The sequence below is a fragment of the Kineosporia sp. A_224 genome, from assembly GCF_002198655.1.
Lineage (GTDB): Bacteria > Actinomycetota > Actinomycetes > Actinomycetales > Kineosporiaceae > R-H-3.
The window spans coordinates 75,656-94,984 of record NZ_MWLN01000107.1 but is presented as its reverse complement, the minus strand read 5'-3'; the positions used below and the strand labels follow the sequence as shown (position 1 = coordinate 94,984).

The window sequence follows — 19,329 nt, the reverse complement described above, 5'->3', positions numbered from 1 at the left end:
GGGGCGGTGTCAGCGCTTGCGGGCGGGCCGCCGCCAGGGCCGCTGCGGGACGCCGTCCGTCGGCACCCGGACGACGAGGGTCGTGCCTGTGCCGGGCGCTGTCCGCAGCGTGTAGCCGCCGCCGGCGGCGCGGGCCGCCCGCGCGTAGAGGGTCAGGCCGAGGTGCCCGTCGGCCGCGGTCGTCGTACCGGCCGGGTCGAACCCGCGGCCGTCGTCGGTGACCTCGAGGACGATGTGGTCGTCCTGCCGGGCGAGCCGGACGACGAGCCGCGTCGCGGACGCGTGCCGGACGGCGTTCCGGATCGCCTCGCGGGCGACCAGGCTCAGCGCCGTGTGGACGTCCCGGCTGTGCGGCGCGACGTCGACGACGTCGCGCTCGACGACCAGGCCCGCCTGCTCGGCCTCCAGGGCCGCCTGGGTGACGACCCCGGCCAGCGGGGTCGCGGCGAGGTCGCCCACGGCGAGCGAGCCGATGAGGCCGCGCAGCACCCGGACGTCCTCGCGGACGATGTCGTTGAGCTGCTGGGCCGCCGCACCGATGTCCGCCTGGCCCTCGCGGTCGGCGACGGCCCGGACGGTGCCAAGGCCGAACCCGACGGCGACGAGGTCCTGGATGACGCCGTCGTGCAGCTCGGCGGCGATCGAGTGCCGCTCGGACTCCGCGGCGTGCGCGGCGAGCCGGGACAGCGTCGCCCGCTCCTCGTGCCCGCGGGCGATCCGGCGGGCGAGGACGACGGCCAGTGGCAGGAGCAGCAGCTCGAGGGCGAGCAGCGAGAGCACGACGAGCGGGGTGATCTGGCTGCGCAGGTTCTCCCGCAGGGCGTCGAGCCGGTCGACGGGCAGGTAGGCCTCGACGAGCACCGGCTCGCCGTCCGCCGCACGGACCCCCGCGTACACCTCGAGGGTCTCGCCGAACCCGGACTCGAACTCGTTCTCCGGCTTGGTGCTCGGGGAGACGTGCGCGTCGAGCCCGAGGGTCTCGAGCACCTCGCGGTCGTCCGGCTCGATCTCGTAGGTACGGCCGATGAGGCGCGGCTCGTCGGAGTACAGCACCCTCGCGTCCGCGGACCAGACCTTGACCCGCAGCACCTCGTGCTCGGCCATCTGCCGCTTGACGAGCTCGTCGAGCCGGGCGATCGCCTGCGGGTCGCCGGCCGCGAGGTCCTTCGTGACGAGCGGGGCGACGGTCAGCTGGGCGAACTTCTGCGTGTAGAAGCCGGCGTCGTGGACGGCACCGTCCCGGGCCACGGACTCCGCGACGACCGACGCCCCGACCCCGACGAGGAGCAGCGCGCCGAGGCTCGCGACCGCGTAGCTGACCAGGGCGCGCCGCACGATCCTGCGGGCCTCGGAGCGGGCGGTCTCCTCCTCCGCGGACAGCGGCGACCTCGGCACGTACAGCGGGTCGTCGAGGGCACGCGGACGCGGCCCGCGCGCGAGCATGGCCATCCGGTGGACTCGGTGGACGTCGTGCGGGGCGTCGGTCAGGACGCCTGGTGCAGGCGGAGCAGCCCGAGCCGGGCCGCGGTGACGACGGCCTCGAGCTGGGAGTGGCAGTCCAGCTTGGTGAGGATCGTCTTCACGTAGCCGCGCGCGGTGTGCGGGCTGATGCCGAGCCGGCGGGCCGCGGCGGTGACGTCGCGGCCGGCGGCGAGCTCCTGGAGGACGTCGATCTCCCGCGAGGTGAGCGAGGGAGCGGCGGCCGTCGTCGTGGACCGCGGGCGGCCGAGCGCGGCGATGAGCCGGTTGTCGACGACCATCGAGCCCTTGCGGGCGCTGCGCAGCGCCTCGAGCACCTCGGCGAGGCCGCCGGTCTTGGCGACGTAGCCGCAGGCACCGGCCTCGGCGGCCCGGCTCACGAGGCTCGGGTCGGTCTCCGCGGTGAGGATGACGATCCGGACGGACGGGTAGAGCGTCGAGATCTCCCGCGCCAGCCACATCCCGTTGCCGTCGGGCAGGTTGAGGTCGAGGAGGACGACGTCCGGCAGGATCCGGCCGACGAGGTCGAGGCCCGTGCTCACGGTCGGGGCGTGCCCGACGAAGACGAAGCCGGTCTCGGCGGCGAGCGCGAAGGCGAGCAGGTCCGCCATCGTCCGGTGGTCGTCGACGATGGCGACGCGCAGCGGCGCGTCCTCGAGCCCGTTGTCGGCGGTGCCCGCAGGGGTCGTCGCCGACCGGTCCGCGGCCTGGCTCGGCAGGTGCTGCGAGTAACGTGTCACGTCCATGATGTGCCCCATCCATCCGCGGGCCCCAGCGGTGTCCCCGCCGCTGCGTCCCGCCGTCCGCCCGGTGCCCGACCGGTGCCCGAAGGCTTGGTGTGCGGACTGTCCCCTTGTCCCGTGACCATGGTGCCTCGACGTCTGACGGTCGTGGCCGTACATGACAGCCGATCTGGGCGCCACGTGAAGATGTAATCTCCAGCGCCGGGACACACGGTGCAGAGCAGACAGAACGCCACGAAATACCGTCACCTTACGTGTTCGCAAGGCGGCTTTCCGTCGATCCTTGGGCCTATCAGTGACCTACGGTGACCTCCGGTCGTCGCGGCGTCGTGAGGCGGGGTGCCGCGGGCGGGGCTGCCCGCGGGGCGGTCCGGCCCTCAATAGGATCGGGCCATGACGCATGTGCTCTCGGCGGTCGCCTGGCCGTACGCCAACGGCCCCCGCCACATCGGCCACGTCGCCGGCTTCGGCGTCCCCTCCGACGTCTTCAGCCGCTACATGCGCATGGCCGGGCACGACGTCCTCATGGTCTCCGGCACCGACGAGCACGGCACCCCGATCCTCGTCCAGGCCGAGCAGGAGGGGCTGACCCCCAAGGCGCTCGCCGACCGCTACAACCGCGTCATCGTCGAGGACCTGCAGGGCCTGGGCCTGGCGTACGACCTCTTCACCCGGACGACGACCCGCAACCACTACGCGGTCGCGCAGGAGCTGTTCCGCGTCGTCCACAAGAACGGCTACATGATCGAGAAGACGACGACGGGCGCGATCTCGCCGTCGACGGGCCGCACGCTGCCGGACCGCTACATCGAGGGCACGTGCCCGATCTGCGGCTACGACGGTGCCCGCGGCGACCAGTGCGACAACTGCGGCAACCAGCTCGACGCCGCGGAGCTGAAGAACCCCCGCAGCCGGATCAACGGCGAGACCCCGAAGTTCGTCGAGACCGAGCACTTCTTCCTCGACCTGCCGGCGCTGTCGGAGACCCTCGGCGCCTGGCTGCAGACCCGCAGCGACTGGCGGCCCAACGTCCTGAAGTTCTCCCTGAACCTGCTGGACGACGTCCGGCCGCGGGCGATGACCCGCGACATCGACTGGGGCATCCCGGTCCCGCTGCCCGGCTGGGAGGACAACGCCGCCAAGCGGCTCTACGTGTGGTTCGACGCCGTCATCGGCTACCTGTCGGCGTCGGTCGAATGGGCCCGCCGGACCGGGGACGACGACGCCTGGCGGCTGTGGTGGAACGACCCCGACGCCCGGTCGTACTACTTCATGGGCAAGGACAACATCACCTTCCACAGCCAGATCTGGCCCGCCGAGCTCCTCGCCTACAACGGCAAGGGGAACAAGGGCGGCAGTCCCGGCGTCCTCGGTGAGCTCAACCTGCCGACCGAGGTCGTCAGCAGCGAGTTCCTCACGATGGAGGGCAAGCAGTTCTCCTCCTCGCGCGGCGTCGTCATCTACGTGCGCGACATGCTCGCCCGGTACCAGCCGGACGCCCTGCGCTACTTCATCGCCACCGCGGGCCCGGAGACCCAGGACACCGACTTCACGTGGACCGAGTTCGTCCGCCGCACGAACGACGAGCTCGTCGCCGGCTGGGGCAACCTCGTCAACCGGACGGCGTCGATGATCCACAAGAACCTCGGCGCGATCCCCGAGCGCGGCGTCCTCGCCGAGGCCGACCACGCGCTGCTCGCCACGACGGAGGCCGGGTTCACGAGCGTCGGCGACCTGCTCGGCACGCACCGCCAGAAGCAGGCGGTCGCCGAGGCGATGCGGGTGGTCTCCGAGGCGAACAAGTACCTGTCCGACCAGGCGCCGTGGAAGCTGAAGACCGAGGACCCGGAGCGGATGAAGACCGTGCTGCACGTCGCGGCACAGGCGATCTCGGACTGCCGGACGATGCTCTCGCCGTTCCTCCCGCACAGCGCCCAGGCCGTCCACGAGGCGTTCGGCGGCGTCGGCACCGTCTCGCCGATGCCGCAGATCCGCGAGGTCGAGGACCTCGACGGCGGGCCCGGCTACCCCGTCCTCATGGGGGACTACACCCGCGGCAAGACCCTCGCCGAGTGGAAGCCCGTCCCGATCGTGCCCGGCACCCCGGTGCCGGCCCCGGTCCCGGTCTTCACCAAGCTCGACGACTCCGTGGTCGCCGAGGAGATCGCCCGGCTCGAGGAGAAGGCAGGCGCGTGAGCGACGGTCCCGCGCCGAAGGTCCAGGGCCCGGCCTCGTACTTCCCCTCGATCGAGAAGAAGTACGGCAAGCCGGTTGCGCACTGGAAGGCGCTCGTCGTCGAGCGGCTCCCGGCCAGGCACATGGACCTCGTCGCGTTCCTCAAGAACGAGCACGGCCTCGGTCACGGGCACGCCAACGCGATCGTCGCGCACACGCTCGCGGAGCGGGCGTCGTCCTCTGACTGAAGACTTCCGTCGCTCCACGGAGCGGGAGTCTTCAGTGTGTGGCCGTTGTGACGGTGGTCGGAACCGGCCGTCGCCGGCGCTGCAGTGCCTGCTCGGCAAGCGGCTGGCCCCGACCGCCCCGGATGCCGTACGTTTGTACGTACGACGACGAGGGGGAGCGATGGCGGCGGACGCTCGGCTGGAGGTGCGGGTCAGCGCGCACACCAAGGAGCGGCTGGCCCATGTGGCAGCGCTCGTCGAGCGGCCCGCCAGCGATCTGGTGCGGTCGGCACTGGAGGAGTACCTGGAGCGTGTTCTCGAGGAGCACCTTGCCGTGACACGTATCAGAGCGGACGTCTTCGACGCGCTCATGGGGACCCTCCACGAGCAGGACGTCCCGAACGAGCCTCTCCGTCGCGCCGCAGCGCGGGCCGGTGGGACCGTCGTCCGTGACTGAGTCGTTCGACCCGTCGCACGACGTGTCCGCGTTCTCGTGCGGCAGGCCGGTGCTCGACGACTGGCTGCGCGAGTCCGCGGCCGGAGCCCAGGCTCGGAAGGTGGCCACGACCTTCGTCAGGACGACGCCTGGTTCCAAGGCGGTCGTCGCGTACTACAGCCTCGGGGGGCACCTGGTCCTGCGCGAGGATCTCCCGCGCGCGGTCGGGCACGGAAGCCCGCGTCACGTCCCGGCGGTCCTCCTGGCCAGGCTCGCCGTCGACAGGTCTCTCCAGGGCAGCGGCGCTGGGGCCGACCTGCTGGTCGACGCGCTCGGCCGGGTCGTTGCCTCGTCTCGTCTCGTCGCGGCGCGGTTCGTCGTCGTCGATGCTCTCGACGACGACGCACACCGCTTCTACGAACACTTCGGCTTCACCTCACTGGACGGACGACGCCTTGTCCGCAAGGTCAGCGCCGTCGAGAAGGACCTGCACGCGTGAGCGCTACTTGACCTCGGCGCGCACGACGGCGACGAGACCGACGACGAGCGGGGCGAGCAGCCAGAGGGCGGCGCTCGCTGCGAGGTGCTCCCACTGCGCCGCGGTCATGGTGCCGTCGACGAGCGTCCCCTGGGCGTAGCGCAGGTCGACCCAGGGCTGCACGGTGCGGAACCAGGCCTGCGAGCCGGCGAGGACCACGGCCAGGGCCGGCAGCACGAGCGCGTAGACGAAGTACGCGACGACCGCCCCGACCGAGCTGCGCAGGAGCACCCCCAGCACGAAGCCGACGAGGACGCCCAGCACGTTCGAACCGACGATCGTCAGCATGCTCGTCGCGGTGACGTCCCAGACCGGGGCGATGCCGGCGGACGACGTGCCGGCGAGGTTGCCCAACGCCGCGGCACCGAGGGCGAGGGGCACGGCGGCGACGGCGACGCCGACGCACGCGACCGCCTTGGCGGCGACGACCCGGCCGCGCCGGGGCACGAGCGTGAACGTCGTCAGGCCGCTGCGCTGGCTCCACTCGGAGGTCACGGACAGGATCGCGACGACCGGCAGGACGACGGTCAGCGGGTAGTCGACGGCCGTCGTGAACGCGCGGTACGTCATGCCCGCGTCGGACGAGAGCGCCGCGACCGCGGCGGTGGCGAGGAGCGCGAGCAGCCCGACGCCGGCGACGAGCCAGAACCCGGACCGGGTGTCGAACAGCTTGCGCACCTCGGTCGTCACGATGCGGCGCAGGGGGATCGGTGGGTACCCGGCCGGTGCTGCGCCGGGTGCGACGTCGAGGGTCACGCGAGGGCTCCTTCGGTGAGGTCGAGGAACAGCTGCTCGAGGCCGCCGCCGCCCGCCGCGGGCCCCGCGGCGCGCAGCAGGTCGGCCTTCGGCCCGCGGGCCACGACCCGGCCGCGGGCGAGGACGACGAGGTCGTCGGCGACGACCTCGATCTCGTGGATCAGGTGGGAGGAGAGCAGGACGGTCCCGCCCCGGTCGGCGAAGTCGCGCAGCAGCCCGCGCATCCAGCGGATGCCGCCCGGGTCGAGCCCGTTCGCCGGCTCGTCGAGGACGAGGACGGCCGGGTCGCCCAGGAGCGCCGTCCCGATGCCGAGGCGCTGCCGCATCCCGAGTGAGTAGTCGCGGACCCGCCGCGACGACTCCTGCGGCGTGAGGCCGACGAGGGCCAGCATCTCCTCGACCCGGTCCCGGGGCAGGCCCATGGTGCGCTGCGCGATCGTCAGCGTCTCCCGGCCGGTGCGCCCGACGTGCTGGGCGGACGCGTCGAGGAGCACCCCGACCTCGCGCCCCGGGTCGGGCAGGTCGACGTACCGGCGACCGCCGACGGTCGCCGTCCCCGACGTCGCGGTCGAGAGCCCGACGAGGATCCGCAGGGTCGTCGACTTGCCCGCCCCGTTCGGGCCGAGGAAGCCGGTCACCCGGCCGGGCCGGGCGGTGAAGCTCACGTCGTCGACGGCCGTGAAGCCGCCGTACCGACGCGTGAGCGCGTCGACGGCGATCACGACGTGACCCGGTCCGGGGAGGACGCCGCCGCGTCGGGGACCTGCTCGACCGAGACGAGCGCGAGCCCGGTGTCGCGGACCTTCTGGAGCACGCCGTGCAGCGCCGCCTGGTCGGTGACGGGGCCGGCGATCCGGGTCGTGCCGTCGCCGAGCCGGTCGAGCGTCAGGCCGTCGAACCAGGCGGCCCACCGGCCGGCGAGGTGCCCCCGGACGCGGATCTCGTAGTGGCCGGCGCCGGGCCGGCCGGGGCCGGCGGGGTCGCCGTGCGGGAGGTCTGTGTCGTCCATGCCCGCAGGCTAGGAACGGATGTGGTGAGCCCGGATCACCACATGTGGTGGTTGTGCCGGGGAGCCCCGGGCGAGAGCAGGTCGAGCTCCTGGGCGCGGCGGACGGCGGCCCGCCGGCTGTTGACGCCGAGCTTGGCGTAGATGCTCTTCGTGTGCGTCCGCACGGTGTTCAGCGACACGACGAGCTCCCCGGCGATCTCCGGCCCGCTCAGCTCGGTCGCGAGCAGCCGCAGGACGTCGCGCTCGCGGTCGCTGAGCGGCTCGACGAGCCCCTGCCGGGCCGGCGGCCGCGGGGCGTCCGTGCCGCCGGCGGCGAGCAGCCGCGCGGCGTACCCGCTCGCGGGGCCGCGCCCGGCGGCCGACCGGAGCAGCGCGGCCAGCGGCGGCCCCTCGTCGAGGAACAGCCGGACGTAGCCTTCCGGCCCGGCGAGGGCCAGCGCGCGCCCGAGCGGCTCGAGGGCTCCTCGGAGGTCGCTGCCGGCCCGCGCGGCGAGGGCCCGCAGGACGAGCACCTCGACGAGGCTGCCGGTGCGCCCGCCCGCCTCGGCCGCCGCGGCGAGCCGGTCGAGGAGCGTCGTGGCGGCGGCGAGGGCGTCGCCGTCCCCGTCGGCGCCGTGCCGGGCCAGGAGCGCCCGGGCCAGGGTCACGTGCTCGTACTCGCGCAGGTGGTCCGGCGCGTCGTCGACGGACAGGTCCCGCCCCCGCACCCAGTCGAGGACCTCGGCGAGCCGGCCCTGCGCGAGCAGGGCCCGGGCCCGGACGGCCGCGACGGGGCGCACGTCCGGGGACATGTCCCCGACGTAGCGCCGCTGCGCCTCGCCGAGCAGGGCCAGCGCCCCGGCCGGGTCGCCCTGCACCTGGAGCAGCCGGGCCCGGACGACGCGGCTGCGGTACGCGTTCTGCGGCAGCCCGTTGTGCTCGCCGAGGGCCTCGGCCTGCGTGAGGAGCCGCTCCGCCTCCGCGAGGTCGTCGTGCTCGAGGTGCAGGGCGGCGAGCCCGACGAGCATGTCGGCCGTGCCGCGCAGCGGCGGGGCGCCGTCCGGCGGTCGCAGCCGCAGCGCCTGCTCGTAGGTGCGCCGCGCCTCCCGCAGCCGGCCCTGCGTGACCTGGATGTCGGCGAGGGACAGGGAGCAGCCGAGGACGTCGGAGGCGTGCCCCGCCCGCTCCAGGCTCACGAGGCACCCGGAGTACGCGGTGACGGCCGCGTCGAGGTCCCCGGTGACCCAGGAGGCCAGCCCGACGAGCGCGGTCGCCGCGCCCCGGGCGATGTGGTGGTCCGCCTCGAGCAGCTCCAGGGCCCGCCGGGCGTGGGCCACCGTCGCGGCGGGGTCGCCGAGCGCCAGTGCGAGACCGGCCCGGTGGACGGCGATCCCGGCCGGGACCCGGCGCAGCTCCTGCTCGTCCCGGGCGCGCGGGTCGTCGGCCAGCGCCTGCTCGGCGTCGCGCAGGTGCCGCTCGACGCCCTCGACCTCGCCGGTCGACAGCAGCGCCCCCGCGAGACCGTTGGCGAGGACCGGCCGCGCCCGGACCAGCCCGGCCGGCAGCTGCTCGATCCAGTGCCGCAGGGCGGCCTCCTGCCGGGTGCGGCGCGCGTCGGTCATCGCCAGCTCGACGAGGTCGGCCGCGCGGTCGAAGTCCTGCGCGGCCGTCGCGTGCCGGATCCCCTCGGCGGGGTCGCCGTTCCCGGCGTACCAGTCGCTCGCCCGGCGGTGGAGCGTGCGGACGAGGTCGGGGGACTCCTCGGCGAGCCGGGCCCGCAGGACGTCGCCGAACAGGTGGTGGTAGCGGTACGCCCGGCGGTGGTCGTCGAGCGGGACGACGAAGAGGTTGCCCCGGTCGAGGGCCTCGAGCGCGGCCCGGCCGCCCTGCTGCCCGGTCACGGCGTCGCACAGCGGGCCGGTGAGCCGGGCCAGCACGGACGTCTGCAGGAGGAAGTCGCGGACCGCCGGCGGCTGGCGCTGCAGGACCTCCTCGACGAGGTAGTCGACGACGTAGCGGTCGTCGCCGGTGAAGCCGGCGACGAAGCCGGAGACGTCCTCGCGGCCCTGCATCGACAGCGCCGCGAGCTGGAGGGCGGCGATCCACCCCTCCGTGCGGTCGTCGAGGGCGGCGACGTCCCGGGCCGTGACGGGCAGGCCCATGACCCCGACCAGGTAGGCGGTGGCCTCGTCGGGGGTGAAGCGCAGGTCGGCGGCGCGGACCTCGACGAGCTCGCCGCGGGCCCGTAGCCGGGCCAGCGGCAGCGGCGGGTCCGCGCGGCCGGCGAGCACGAGCCGCACGCGCGGCGGCAGGTGCTCGAGGAGGAACGCCATCTCCTCGTGGACCTCCCGGGCCTCGACGAGGTGGTAGTCGTCGAGCACGAGCACGACCTCGCCGCCGGGGACGGCGAGGTCGTTGAGCAGGGTCGTCAGGACGAGCCGGATCTGCACCGGCCCGCCGTCCCCGAGGAGCGCGAGGGCGTCCGCGCCGGCCTCCGGCGCGACCGACCGCAGCGCGGTGACCACGTAGGTCCAGAAGGTGACGGGGTCGTCGTCGCCACGGTCCAGCGACAGCCACGCCGCCCGCCGGCCGAGCGGCGGCGCCTCCTGCTCCGCGAGCCACTGGGCGAGCAGCGTCGTCTTGCCGAAGCCTGCCGGGGCGCAGACGAGCACGACCTTCGCCCCGGCCGCGCCGTCCAGCCGGCCGTGCAGCCTGGCCCGGGGCACCACCCCGGCCCGCGGCCGCGGCAGGTACAGCTTCGTCTGGAGCAGAGGGGCCGGCATGACGTCTCCCGTCGCCGGGCGTCGCGGCGGGGGGCTCCCGCCGCGGCCGTCACCGCGTCCGGACGCCCACAGTATCTCCGGGGGCGTCCCCGAGGACGGCGACGGCCGTGGTCCGGCCGGGCCGTGGGCGGCGGATGACGATCTCGGCGACGACCGCGTTGAGCACCCATCCCGCGGTGAGCGAGAGCGCGGTGCTCAGGTCACCGGTGCCGAAGAGCGCATTGCCGATGCCCTGCGTGAACGTCTGGGTGCCGGCCGCCACCGCGAGCGCGTAGGCCCGGATCATCCATGCGCGGTGGGCGGGGATGTCCCGGCGGCGGACGGCGGTGACGCCCAGGACGACGCCCGCGGCGACCGCCGTCCCAACGACGAACCGGACGACCTGGAGCAGCACGCCGCCCGGCGCGTCCGGGTAGAACAGCGTCATCCACACCCCGGAGAGGGCGACCACCGCGCCGGCGACGACGGCCGCGCGGCCGTTGCGACGGTGCCGGTCGGGGTGCGCGCGGCGCTGCCGGGAGGAGAGCTGGAACGCCCCGAGGACGGCGTAGACGGCCGCCGCGACGACGTGCAGCACGAGCGGCACCGGGACGGCGTGCACCCGGGGGTTGTCGGGGAGCAGCCGCGGGCCGCCGAGGATCTCGACGACCCGCAGCGACCCGGCGCCGAGCGGGAGGGCCACCAGGGCCACCAGGGCCAGCGGGACCCGCCAGCCGCCTGCGGCGCGCGTCACCCGGCGACCCTCTCGGCGGGCACCGGCGCGGTGCCGGCGGCGGAGGCGGCGGTGGTGGTGGTGCGGCCCAGCCGCCACAGCGACCAGCCGAGCGCGATCATCGCGATGCCGTTGGGGAACGCCAGCAGCCGGAAGAACGCGTCGGGCATGAAGGTCAGGGCCGCCGAGACGACGCCCCCGACGGCGAGGAGCAGGCAGGCCCAGCGGGCGAGGACCCGGGCCCGGTACATCGCGACGCCGAGGAGCAGACCGCCGCCGAGGTAGGCGACGCCCTGGAGCTTGATCACGGTGGCGAGGTGGCCGATGTCCCCGACGGCCTGGCCGCCGGTCGCCACCGCGGTGACGTCGTCGACGTACGCCGGGACGGCGGCGGCCACCGACGGCAGGACGTACGCCGCGACGAACGCCGTGCAGGCGATGAGCAGGTAGCCGGCGGCCAGCAGGAGGTAGCCGACGAGCCCGAGGACGCCGGCCTGCCGCACCTGGCGCAGGTACATGCCGGTGATGCCGAGGAGCGCCAGGGCGGCCATGACCACCTTGAGGCTGTCGCGGACGAGCATCTCGGTGCTCGTGACGGTGACCGCGTCGAGGTGCGGGTGGGCGATCTGGACGCCGATGAACAGCAGCCCGGAGGCGACGGCGGCCAGGCCGGCGGACCGGCTGAGGGTGGTGGGGGAGAGCGTCATGTCGGGTCCTGTTCCGATCGTCCGGGGGACTGCGGGTGCTCGGAACGTAGGCGGAGAGGTGGTGGGCGGTCCTCACCACATGATGTGAACGAGGTGGTGACATAGCGAGGTGGTGACATAGGGACGGCAGAATCGGGGCGTGGCCTTCTCCCGTCCGCCGGCGCCCGAGCCGCTGCCCCTGCCCGTCGTCGACAACCACGCCCACCTCGACCACACCCGTGGCGGGGACGAGCCGTTCGACGTCGCGGACGCGATCGCCGCCGCGGCCGCGGTCAACGTGACGCGGCACGTGCAGATCGGCTGCGAGCTCGAGTCCGCGCGGTGGACGGTGGACGTCGTCGACCGGTTTCCGCAGGTGCTGGGCGGCGTCGCGCTGCACCCGACGGAGGCGAGCAGGATCGTTGCGGCACAACCGGATCCGGCGTCCGGGCGGAAGGCCCTCGAGAGCGCCTTCGCCGAGATCGAGGCGCTCGCGGCGCACCCGCGGGTGCGCGTCGTCGGGGAGACCGGGCTCGACCACTACTGGGTGGACGCCGACGACACGGCCGGCCGGGCGGCGCAGGTCGAGTCGTTCGCGCGGCACGTCGACCTCGCCAAGCGGCTCGGCAAGGTGCTGCAGATCCACGACCGGGACGCCCACGACGCCGTCCTCGACGTGCTCGCCGCCGAGGGCGCACCCGCGCGCACCGTCTTCCACTGCTTCTCCGGCGACGCCGCGATGGCGAAGGTCTGCGCCGACAACGGGTGGTTCCTGTCGTTCGCGGGGACCCTGACGTTCAAGAACGCGCAGGACCTGCGCGACGCGCTGCGCGCCGTCCCGCTGGAGCAGGTGCTCGTCGAGACCGACGCGCCGTACCTCACCCCGGCCCCGCACCGCGGAAAGGTCAACGCGGGCTACCTCGTGCCGCTCACGGTGCGTCGCATGGCGGAGGTGCTCGAGGTCGACCTGGAGGTGCTCTGCGCCCGGCTGGACGCGACGTCCGAGGCCCTGTACGGACCATGGTGAGCACGGAGCGCGAAACACCAGTCACACCAGTCACATCGGCCTCGTGGGACACCCCGCGGGAGGCTCTCGAACACCACGCCGACACGCGCGACACGGCGATGGAGGTCATCTTCGCGTAACAACCGCTGTGACCTCGAACACCCGGAGCAACCCTGCCCTGACCTGCGAAGACTCCGGAGTGTCAGGTCGTGCGGCGTGTCGTGGGCCGTTCCCGCGACGCTGTGTGGCTTGGTCCCCGGTCTCGTTTCGATTACGTTGGCGCCCGACAGCCGGGGTCGGTCGACCTCGGGGGCAACGCGCGACGCGCACCGCACCGCCACCGGGACGACGTCCCCACGGCAGGGAGCGCGTACCGGGGGCACGCAGGCGTCCTCCACCGTCGCACGGATGCGACGAGACGAAGATGCGCCCCCGGTCGCCGTGCTCGGACATCGCAAGGTCTGGAGCGTCGTGCTCAACGTTCTCATCGGCAAGCCCGGCAAGAGCCGCGTCCTGCGGCTCGGTGCCCAGGCGGCCGTCCTCACCGCGGTCGTCGGCGGCACCGTCGCGTTCGCGAACCAGGACACCGACGTGGACCTCACGGTCGACGGCAGGACCACGCTGGTCTCCGAGGACGCCGACACGGTCGGCGAGCTGCTCGCGGCCCGTGGCATCCGGCTCGGCGCGCGCGACGTCGTCGCCCCCTCGCCGGCCGCGAAGATCGAGGACGGCGACGACGTCGTCGTCCGGTACGCGCGCCAGCTCGAGGTCTCGGTCGACGGCAAGACGCAGACCTTCTGGACGACGGAGCTCACCGTCGACTCCGCGCTGCGGGCCGTCGGCATCCGCGCCGACGGGGCCCGGCTCTCCGCCTCGCGCTCGCTGCCGCTCGGGCGGCAGGGCCTCGCGCTCGTCGTCACGACGCCGAAGAAGGTGACGCTCGTCGCCGACGGCAAGCGCGCGAAGGTCACGACGACGGCCCCGACCGTCGGCGACCTCCTCACCGAGCAGGGCCTCACGCTCGGCAAGGACGACACGCTCTCGGTCCTGCAGTCGACGCCGACCGTCAAGGGTCTCGTCGTCGCCGTGACCCGGATCGACAAGAAGACCGTGACGAAGACCGAGAAGGTCTCGTACGCCACGAAGTCCGTGAAGAGCGCGAAGCTCTACAAGGGCGAGAAGAAGGTCGTCACCGAGGGCGTCCAGGGCAGCCGCACGGCGACCTACGCCGTCGTGCTCGCGGACGGCAAGGTCGTCAGCAAGAAGCTCGTCGACGCGACCGTCACGAAGAAGCCCGTGACGCAGGTCGTCCAGGTCGGCACGAAGGCCCGCCCGGCCTCGTCGTCCGGCGGCGGTGGCGGCGGCTCCGTCGCGGGCGCCGACAGCCTCAACTGGGCCGCGCTCGCGCAGTGCGAGTCCGGCGGCAACCCGTCGATCGTCAGCTCGAACGGGCTGTACCACGGGCTCTACCAGTTCAGCGTCTCGACGTGGCGCGCCGTCGGCGGCTCCGGCCTGCCGAGCCAGGCGTCGTCGTCCGAGCAGACGTACCGCGCGAAGCTGCTCTACAAGCGGGCCGGCGCCGGTCAGTGGCCGGTCTGCGGCCGCAAGCTCTTCACCTGACGCCTCCGCTCGTCGTCCCGCTCGGCACCCTGCCCGTCAGCACCACCCGCGGCCCCGGCCGCGACGTCCCGCGCCCGGCGGACCCTTCGGTCCGCCGGGCGCGGCCGTCTGGGAAGGTAGCCCCATGTCCGACCCGGTCGTGCCGCAGCCCGCGGCGCGCGACGCCGTCGCGCTGCTCGGCGCCACCGACGTCCGCCGGCTCGCCGAGGCCCTCGGGGTGCGCCCGACGAAGACGCTCGGGCAGAACTTCGTCCACGACGCGAACACCGTGCGCCGGATCGCCCGCCTCGCCGGGGTCGGCCCGGGGGACACCGTCGTCGAGGTCGGGCCCGGCCTCGGCTCCCTGACCCTCGCCCTGCTCGCGACCGGTGCGGACGTCGTCGCGGTCGAGATCGACCCGGTGCTCGCGCGGGCGCTGCCGGGCACCGTCGCGGAGCGGGCCCCGGACGTCGCGGACCGGCTCGTCGTCGTCGAGGCCGACGCGCTCGCCGTCACCGCGCTGCCGGCCGGCCCGACGACCGGCTCGGCGCCGTCCGCGCTCGTCGCGAACCTGCCGTACAACGTCGCCGTGCCCGTCGTCCTCCAGCTGCTCGAGCGGCTGCCCTCGCTGCGGACCGGGCTCGTCATGGTGCAGCTCGAGGTGGCCGACCGGCTCGCCGCCGGGCCCGGCGACAAGCCGTACGGCGTCCCCTCGGTCAAGGCCGCGTGGTACGCCGACGTCCGCCGCGCGGGGACCGTGCCGCGCGGCGTCTTCTGGCCCGTCCCGAACGTCGACTCCGGCCTCGTCGGGTTCACCCGCCGGGAGCCGCCGACCACCCCCGCCCCGCGCGCGGAGGTCTTCCGGTGCGTGGACGCGGCGTTCGCGCAGCGCCGCAAGACCCTGCGCGCGGCGCTCGCGGGCTGGGCCGGCTCGGCGCCCGCCGCCGAGACCGTCCTGCGGGCCGCCGGCGTCGACCCGTCGGCACGCGGCGAGATGCTCTCCGTCGAGCAGTTCGCCGCCGTGGCCACCGCCCGGCTGCAGGCCGCCGGGGATGCCCTAGGGTCGGACCGATGACCACGAGCCACCCGACCGCCCGCGGCGTGACCGCCCGAGCGCCGGGCAAGGTCAACCTCGCGCTCGTCGTCGGCCCCCTGCGCGACGACGGGTTCCACGAGCTCGTCAACGTCTTCCACGCCGTCTCGCTCGTCGACGACGTCACCGCCACCCCGGCCGACGACGTGAGCGTGAGCGTCGAGGGCGTCCACTCCGAGGGCGTGCCCCGCGACGCGACGAACCTCGCCGTCCGGGCGGCGCTGCTCCTCGCCGAGCGGGCCGGCGTCGACGACGGCGTGCACCTGCACATCAAGAAGCAGATCCCCGTCGCGGGCGGGATGGCCGGCGGCTCGGCGGACGCCGCGGCGGCGCTGCTCGCGTGCGACGCCCTGTGGCAGACCGGGATGTCCCGCGACGACCTCGCCGGGCTCGCCGCCGAGCTCGGCAGCGACGTCCCCTTCGCCCTCGTCGGCGGCACCGCCGTCGGCACCGGCCGCGGCGAGCGGCTCACCCCGGCGCTGGCCCGCGGCGAGTACGAGTGGGTCGTCGCGCTCAGCGAGACCGGCCTGTCGACGCCCGTGGTCTACGGTGAGCTCGACCGGCTCCGGACCGGCCGCGACGTCCCCGCGCCGACCGTGCCGGACGGGTTCATGCAGGCGCTGCGCTCCGGGGACGCCGAGGCGCTCGGCGAGGCCCTCGAGAACGACCTGCAGCCCGCCGCGTGCTCGCTCGCCCCGGCCCTCGAACGCACCCTCGAGGTCGGCCGCGAGTACGGCGCGCTCGGCGCGATGGTCTCCGGCTCCGGCCCGACCGTGGCCTTCCTCGTACGCGACCACGAGCAGGCCCTCGACATCAGCGTGGCGCTCACGGCGTCCGGCGCGGCGGACGACGTGCGTCGCTGCCGCGGGCCGGTGCCCGGCGCCCGGCTGCTCTGAGGACCGGCGATGGCGCACCTGCTGAACGTCGAGTCCGTCACCGTGGCCTTCGCCGCCCGGACGGTGCTCGGTGCCGTCTCGCTCGGATAGGGCCGGAGCCCGTCGGATTTCCGCTCAGGCACAGCGGGTAACCCCACAGGAACTAGGCGCTGCCCGGCTGATCATGCACCGACAGTTCGTGTAGATTCGCGCGGATCAGATGGATGTAGCGGCCTGACGCGCTCGCTGCAGGCAGGACGATCACCTCGTGGGCCGGTGTAGAAGGTGAAGGGGCGCGGCCTGATCAGACGGGAGGCGAAGCTCATGCTCGAGGCGCTAGGTCTCAGTGTGTTGGCGGACCTGGTCTACCGCGCGATGCTCAGGGACCCCGACTACGGAGTAGCTGAGTTGACGGTGGCGCTAGCCATTGAGGAGCGGGATGTCCGAGCTGCCCTCGACGAGCTGGCCGACATGATGTTGGTGCGATCGTCCAGGGACCGACCAGGGGTGATGCGTGCTGTCAGCCCCGAGGTGGGGCTTGCTGACCTCGTACAACGGCAAGAGGTCGAACTCGCGCAGCGCCAGGCTCAGGTCGCCGCGGCCAAGGCCGCGGTTACGACGCTCGTCGCGGAGTGTGCCGATTCCACCTTGAACGGCATGGGTGGGGAGCGGCTGATTGGCCTTGACGCTATCCAGCGTCGCCTGGAGCAACTCGGAAGGACAATGGCCAGCGACTGTCTCGCCGTGCATCCTGGTCCGGCTCAGCGTCCTGAGGACTTGGAAGCCGGCCGCTCGCTGGATCGTGATGCGCTCGCTCGGGGTGTGGCCTTTCGCACGCTGTACCAGGACAGTGCGCGGAATGACGCAGCCACTGTGGCCTATGCGCACTGGTTGCTGGAGTTGGGCGGAGAGGTGCGCACCGCCCCCGTGCTCCCGCAACGGATGGTGATCGTCGACCGGTCCCAGGCATTGGTGCCGATTGACCCAAGCAATAGCCGCACGGGTGCTCTATACGTGACGGAACCCGGAATCCTTCGATCACTCTTGGACCTGTTTGAGGTGGCTTGGGCCACCGCCGTGCCGCTCGGCGCGTTGCGCGAAAGGGACGAAACGACCGGGCTGACCACAATGGAGCGGGAGATCCTGCAACTGCTTGCCGCGGGACTAACTGACGAAGGAGTAGGTCGCCGCCTTGGCGTGTCGCTGCGGACCGTGCGACGGATAATGGCTTCCATCATGGAGCGTCTGCAGGCTTCGAGCCGGTTCGAGGCGGGGTTGAAGGCTGCTCAACGGGGCTGGCTATAGAGACACGGCCGCTCATATGAACGAGGCTGCACAGTTCACCGTCAGCCTCTTGCGCCAGTCGCGTCGTAGCACGAGCCATAAGGAAGCGTGCTAGCGGGGGCCACAGCCCGAGCGGCGAGGTCAATCTTCGTCGTTTGGAAAGAGCGTTCGAACGAGTAGATCGCGGTAGGGAGGCCAAGCGGCAACCCCGGTCCGCCCATACCGGTAACGTCGATATTGTTGACGAACACTTTGGTTGACTTCGCGCGGCCCCGTGCCGCAATGCTTCCAACTTCATGCCGGTGTTGCGTCGGTCATGGTAGCGACTCGGCAGGTGGCCCTTGCTGCTCGTGAGAAGTCAGGAGGACCAGAAGTTGCGATCGACCGACCTAGGAGGAGGAGTGCAGTGGTTGAGAGGAGATTGTTCGGAGCGGACGGCATTAGAGGGCTTGCGAACCACGTCGTTACTCCCGAGTCTGCCTTGGGGCTTGGAACTGCAATCGGCACCCTGGCCAGTGAGGCGCTCAGCAGAAGGCCCCGAGTCGTGGTTGGTTGGGATCCCCGTCCCTCAAGTGACCTATTGGTCGCAGCAGTTAGTGCGGGAATAGCTTCCGCTGGGGCGGATGTACTTCAGATTGGCGTGGTGCCAACCGCAACAGTGGCATTCTTGACGCCACACCTGGGGGCCTACTTTGGGATCGTGGTCACAGCCTCGCATAATCCATTGGAGGACAACGGATTGAAAGTCTTTGATCGCGAGGGCTGGAAGCTGAATGACTCCGAAGAAATTGTCATTGAGCAAATGCTGGAGACGCGTCCTTTAGGAGTTCGCCCCCTCGGTAGATCCGTGGGTCGGATCATCGAGTGTTCGGGTGCTGTGGATCGGTATGTCGACGACTTGACGAGTGGATCGGTCGATCTGAGTGGCCTGCGCGTCGCGTTGGACTGTGCGAACGGCGCCGCAGCGCTTCTAGCTCCTGAGATCTACAGGTTTATGAACGTAGAGGTGGTTGAGGTTGCTAGCGAGCCGAGTGGCGACTTCATTAACATGGGTGTCGGCTCGACTAATCCAGAGTTTGTGCGCCACCAACGTGTTTCCAATGATTGCGCCCTCGGCATCGCGCACGATGGCGACGCTGATCGAGTGCTACTCATCGATGAGATCGGCAGGGACCGGACGGGCTCCGACATTCTCGCTATTCTTGCCACACAGATGCATCGACGCGAGGCGTTAGCGCCACCGCTTGTCGTGACAACAGCGATGTCGAACTCCGGGCTTCGTCACTCATTGCGCGACCTAGGCATCGAGGTCCTTGATGCGCCGATCGGCGACCGGAACGTCGCGGCGATGATGCGCACACGGGGCGCCGTTCTCGGTGGCGAAGAGTACGGACATATCATCTTAGCGCAGCAGGCGACGACAGGTGATGGCATAAGGACCGCAGTACAAATGCTTCGCCTGATGGCAGAGTCAGGGGACGACCTGTCCCGGCTCGCCGAGTGCTGGTCGCCTCTGCCGCAAGAGATTGCGCATGTTCCGGTGGATGGTCGTGACTTTCTGGACACGGCGACTGCCGTGTCATCGAAGATTCGGGAACTCTCGAATGCTGTGTCATCGCAGGGCGGGCGACTGATGGTCCGCATGTCTGCTATCGAGCCTGTTGTGCGAGTGATGTGTGAGGGACAGGATGGCGCGTCCGTAGCCGAGGTGGTTTCGGAGGTCGTGGAGCTAATTCGGGGGGAACTTGATCGCCGCAAGTCTGCTGCGATCAATGAGGTGATCGCAGGTTGATGGATCAGTTCGGGTCAAGTAGGGACTCTGCATGTGGACATGAAAGGTTCCGCAAGCTTGAGTCTCACTAAATCCGGTCTCCGGACATGCCGGAATCCCACTGTCCCGACCGGACCCACCCAGGGTCGTGGGGATGGGGCCCGGCGGGCGGCGATCG

The 19,329-nt window shown here is 72.2% G+C and carries 17 protein-coding genes and 1 pseudogene; 10 read left to right on the top strand and 8 right to left on the bottom strand.

Features of this window, described 5'->3' with window-relative positions:
- Positions 1-9 precede the first annotated feature (9 nt).
- Positions 10-1,449 carry an ATP-binding protein gene (locus EDJALFJO_RS09070; protein ID WP_088284337.1) on the bottom strand — a complete coding sequence of 480 codons (1,440 nt, stop codon included), beginning with the start codon at positions 1,447-1,449 and terminating at the stop codon, positions 10-12.
- 35 nt (positions 1,450-1,484) lie between these two features.
- Entirely contained in the window at positions 1,485-2,225 is a 741-nt protein-coding gene (locus EDJALFJO_RS09065; RefSeq protein ID WP_088284385.1) for a response regulator transcription factor, read from the bottom strand.
- Between the two features lie 390 nt (positions 2,226-2,615).
- Between EDJALFJO_RS09065 and metG the strand changes: the two genes are divergently transcribed.
- The 4 genes from metG to EDJALFJO_RS09045 all read left to right on the top strand — a co-directional run bounded on the left by metG (position 2,616) and on the right by EDJALFJO_RS09045 (position 5,559).
- On the top strand, positions 2,616-4,418 hold the full coding sequence (metG, locus tag EDJALFJO_RS09060; protein WP_088284335.1) for a methionine--tRNA ligase: 1,803 nt from the start codon (positions 2,616-2,618) through the stop codon (positions 4,416-4,418).
- The gene (locus EDJALFJO_RS09055; RefSeq protein WP_088284333.1) at positions 4,415-4,645 is read left to right on the top strand and encodes a DUF4287 domain-containing protein; all 231 of its coding nucleotides are present in this window, start codon (positions 4,415-4,417) and stop codon (positions 4,643-4,645) included. Before metG ends, EDJALFJO_RS09055 begins: the two co-directional genes overlap by 4 nt.
- A gap of 160 nt (positions 4,646-4,805) precedes the next feature.
- Positions 4,806-5,081, top strand: a complete 276-nt coding sequence (locus EDJALFJO_RS09050; protein ID WP_088284331.1) for a DUF1778 domain-containing protein — start codon at positions 4,806-4,808, stop codon at positions 5,079-5,081.
- Complete coding sequence (locus EDJALFJO_RS09045) at positions 5,074-5,559, top strand: GNAT family N-acetyltransferase (RefSeq protein WP_088284329.1); 486 nt, start codon at positions 5,074-5,076, stop codon at positions 5,557-5,559. The genes EDJALFJO_RS09050 and EDJALFJO_RS09045 overlap by 8 nt, the downstream gene beginning before the upstream one ends.
- Positions 5,560-5,562: 3 nt before the next feature.
- On the opposite strand, the gene EDJALFJO_RS09040 is transcribed toward EDJALFJO_RS09045, so the two are convergent.
- The 6 genes and pseudogenes from EDJALFJO_RS09040 to EDJALFJO_RS09015 form a co-directional block, all read right to left on the bottom strand.
- Complete coding sequence (locus EDJALFJO_RS09040; protein WP_088284327.1) at positions 5,563-6,354, bottom strand: ABC transporter permease; 792 nt, start codon at positions 6,352-6,354, stop codon at positions 5,563-5,565.
- Between the two features lie 2 nt (positions 6,355-6,356).
- Positions 6,357-7,076, bottom strand: a pseudogene (locus EDJALFJO_RS09035) (ABC transporter ATP-binding protein); the annotation flags it as partial.
- Complete coding sequence (locus EDJALFJO_RS09030) at positions 7,073-7,363, bottom strand: hypothetical protein (protein WP_198950147.1); 291 nt, start codon at positions 7,361-7,363, stop codon at positions 7,073-7,075. The gene EDJALFJO_RS09030 and the pseudogene EDJALFJO_RS09035, both read right to left, overlap by 4 nt.
- Positions 7,364-7,398: 35 nt before the next feature.
- Complete coding sequence (locus tag EDJALFJO_RS09025; protein ID WP_088284323.1) at positions 7,399-10,125, bottom strand: LuxR C-terminal-related transcriptional regulator; 2,727 nt, start codon at positions 10,123-10,125, stop codon at positions 7,399-7,401.
- A gap of 49 nt (positions 10,126-10,174) precedes the next feature.
- A complete protein-coding gene (locus tag EDJALFJO_RS09020) occupies positions 10,175-10,858 on the bottom strand; it encodes a DUF2306 domain-containing protein (protein ID WP_088284381.1) in 684 nt (227 codons plus the stop codon).
- On the bottom strand, positions 10,855-11,544 hold the full coding sequence (locus EDJALFJO_RS09015; RefSeq protein ID WP_088284321.1) for a hypothetical protein: 690 nt from the start codon (positions 11,542-11,544) through the stop codon (positions 10,855-10,857). Before EDJALFJO_RS09015 ends, EDJALFJO_RS09020 begins: the two co-directional genes overlap by 4 nt.
- 139 nt (positions 11,545-11,683) lie before the next feature.
- Between EDJALFJO_RS09015 and EDJALFJO_RS09010 the strand changes: the two genes are divergently transcribed.
- The 6 genes from EDJALFJO_RS09010 to EDJALFJO_RS08985 all read left to right on the top strand — a co-directional run bounded on the left by EDJALFJO_RS09010 (position 11,684) and on the right by EDJALFJO_RS08985 (position 19,172).
- Positions 11,684-12,550, top strand: a complete 867-nt coding sequence (locus EDJALFJO_RS09010) for a TatD family hydrolase (RefSeq protein WP_088284319.1) — start codon at positions 11,684-11,686, stop codon at positions 12,548-12,550.
- 387 nt (positions 12,551-12,937) lie between these two features.
- Positions 12,938-14,149, top strand: a complete 1,212-nt coding sequence (locus tag EDJALFJO_RS09005) for a resuscitation-promoting factor (protein ID WP_088284317.1) — start codon at positions 12,938-12,940, stop codon at positions 14,147-14,149.
- Positions 14,150-14,273: 124 nt separating this feature from the next.
- A complete protein-coding gene (gene rsmA / locus EDJALFJO_RS09000; protein ID WP_088284315.1) occupies positions 14,274-15,203 on the top strand; it encodes a 16S rRNA (adenine(1518)-N(6)/adenine(1519)-N(6))-dimethyltransferase RsmA in 930 nt (309 codons plus the stop codon).
- Positions 15,200-16,117 (top strand): 4-(cytidine 5'-diphospho)-2-C-methyl-D-erythritol kinase, encoded by a 918-nt coding sequence (locus EDJALFJO_RS08995; protein ID WP_088284313.1) that lies wholly within the window; start codon positions 15,200-15,202, stop codon positions 16,115-16,117. The genes rsmA and EDJALFJO_RS08995 overlap by 4 nt, the downstream gene beginning before the upstream one ends.
- A 264-nt stretch (positions 16,118-16,381) precedes the next feature.
- A complete protein-coding gene (locus EDJALFJO_RS08990) occupies positions 16,382-17,401 on the top strand; it encodes a helix-turn-helix transcriptional regulator (protein ID WP_233149760.1) in 1,020 nt (339 codons plus the stop codon).
- Between the two features lie 295 nt (positions 17,402-17,696).
- The gene (locus EDJALFJO_RS08985; RefSeq protein WP_088284311.1) at positions 17,697-19,172 is read left to right on the top strand and encodes a phosphoglucosamine mutase; all 1,476 of its coding nucleotides are present in this window, start codon (positions 17,697-17,699) and stop codon (positions 19,170-19,172) included.
- The last annotated feature ends 157 nt before the right edge of the window (positions 19,173-19,329 follow it).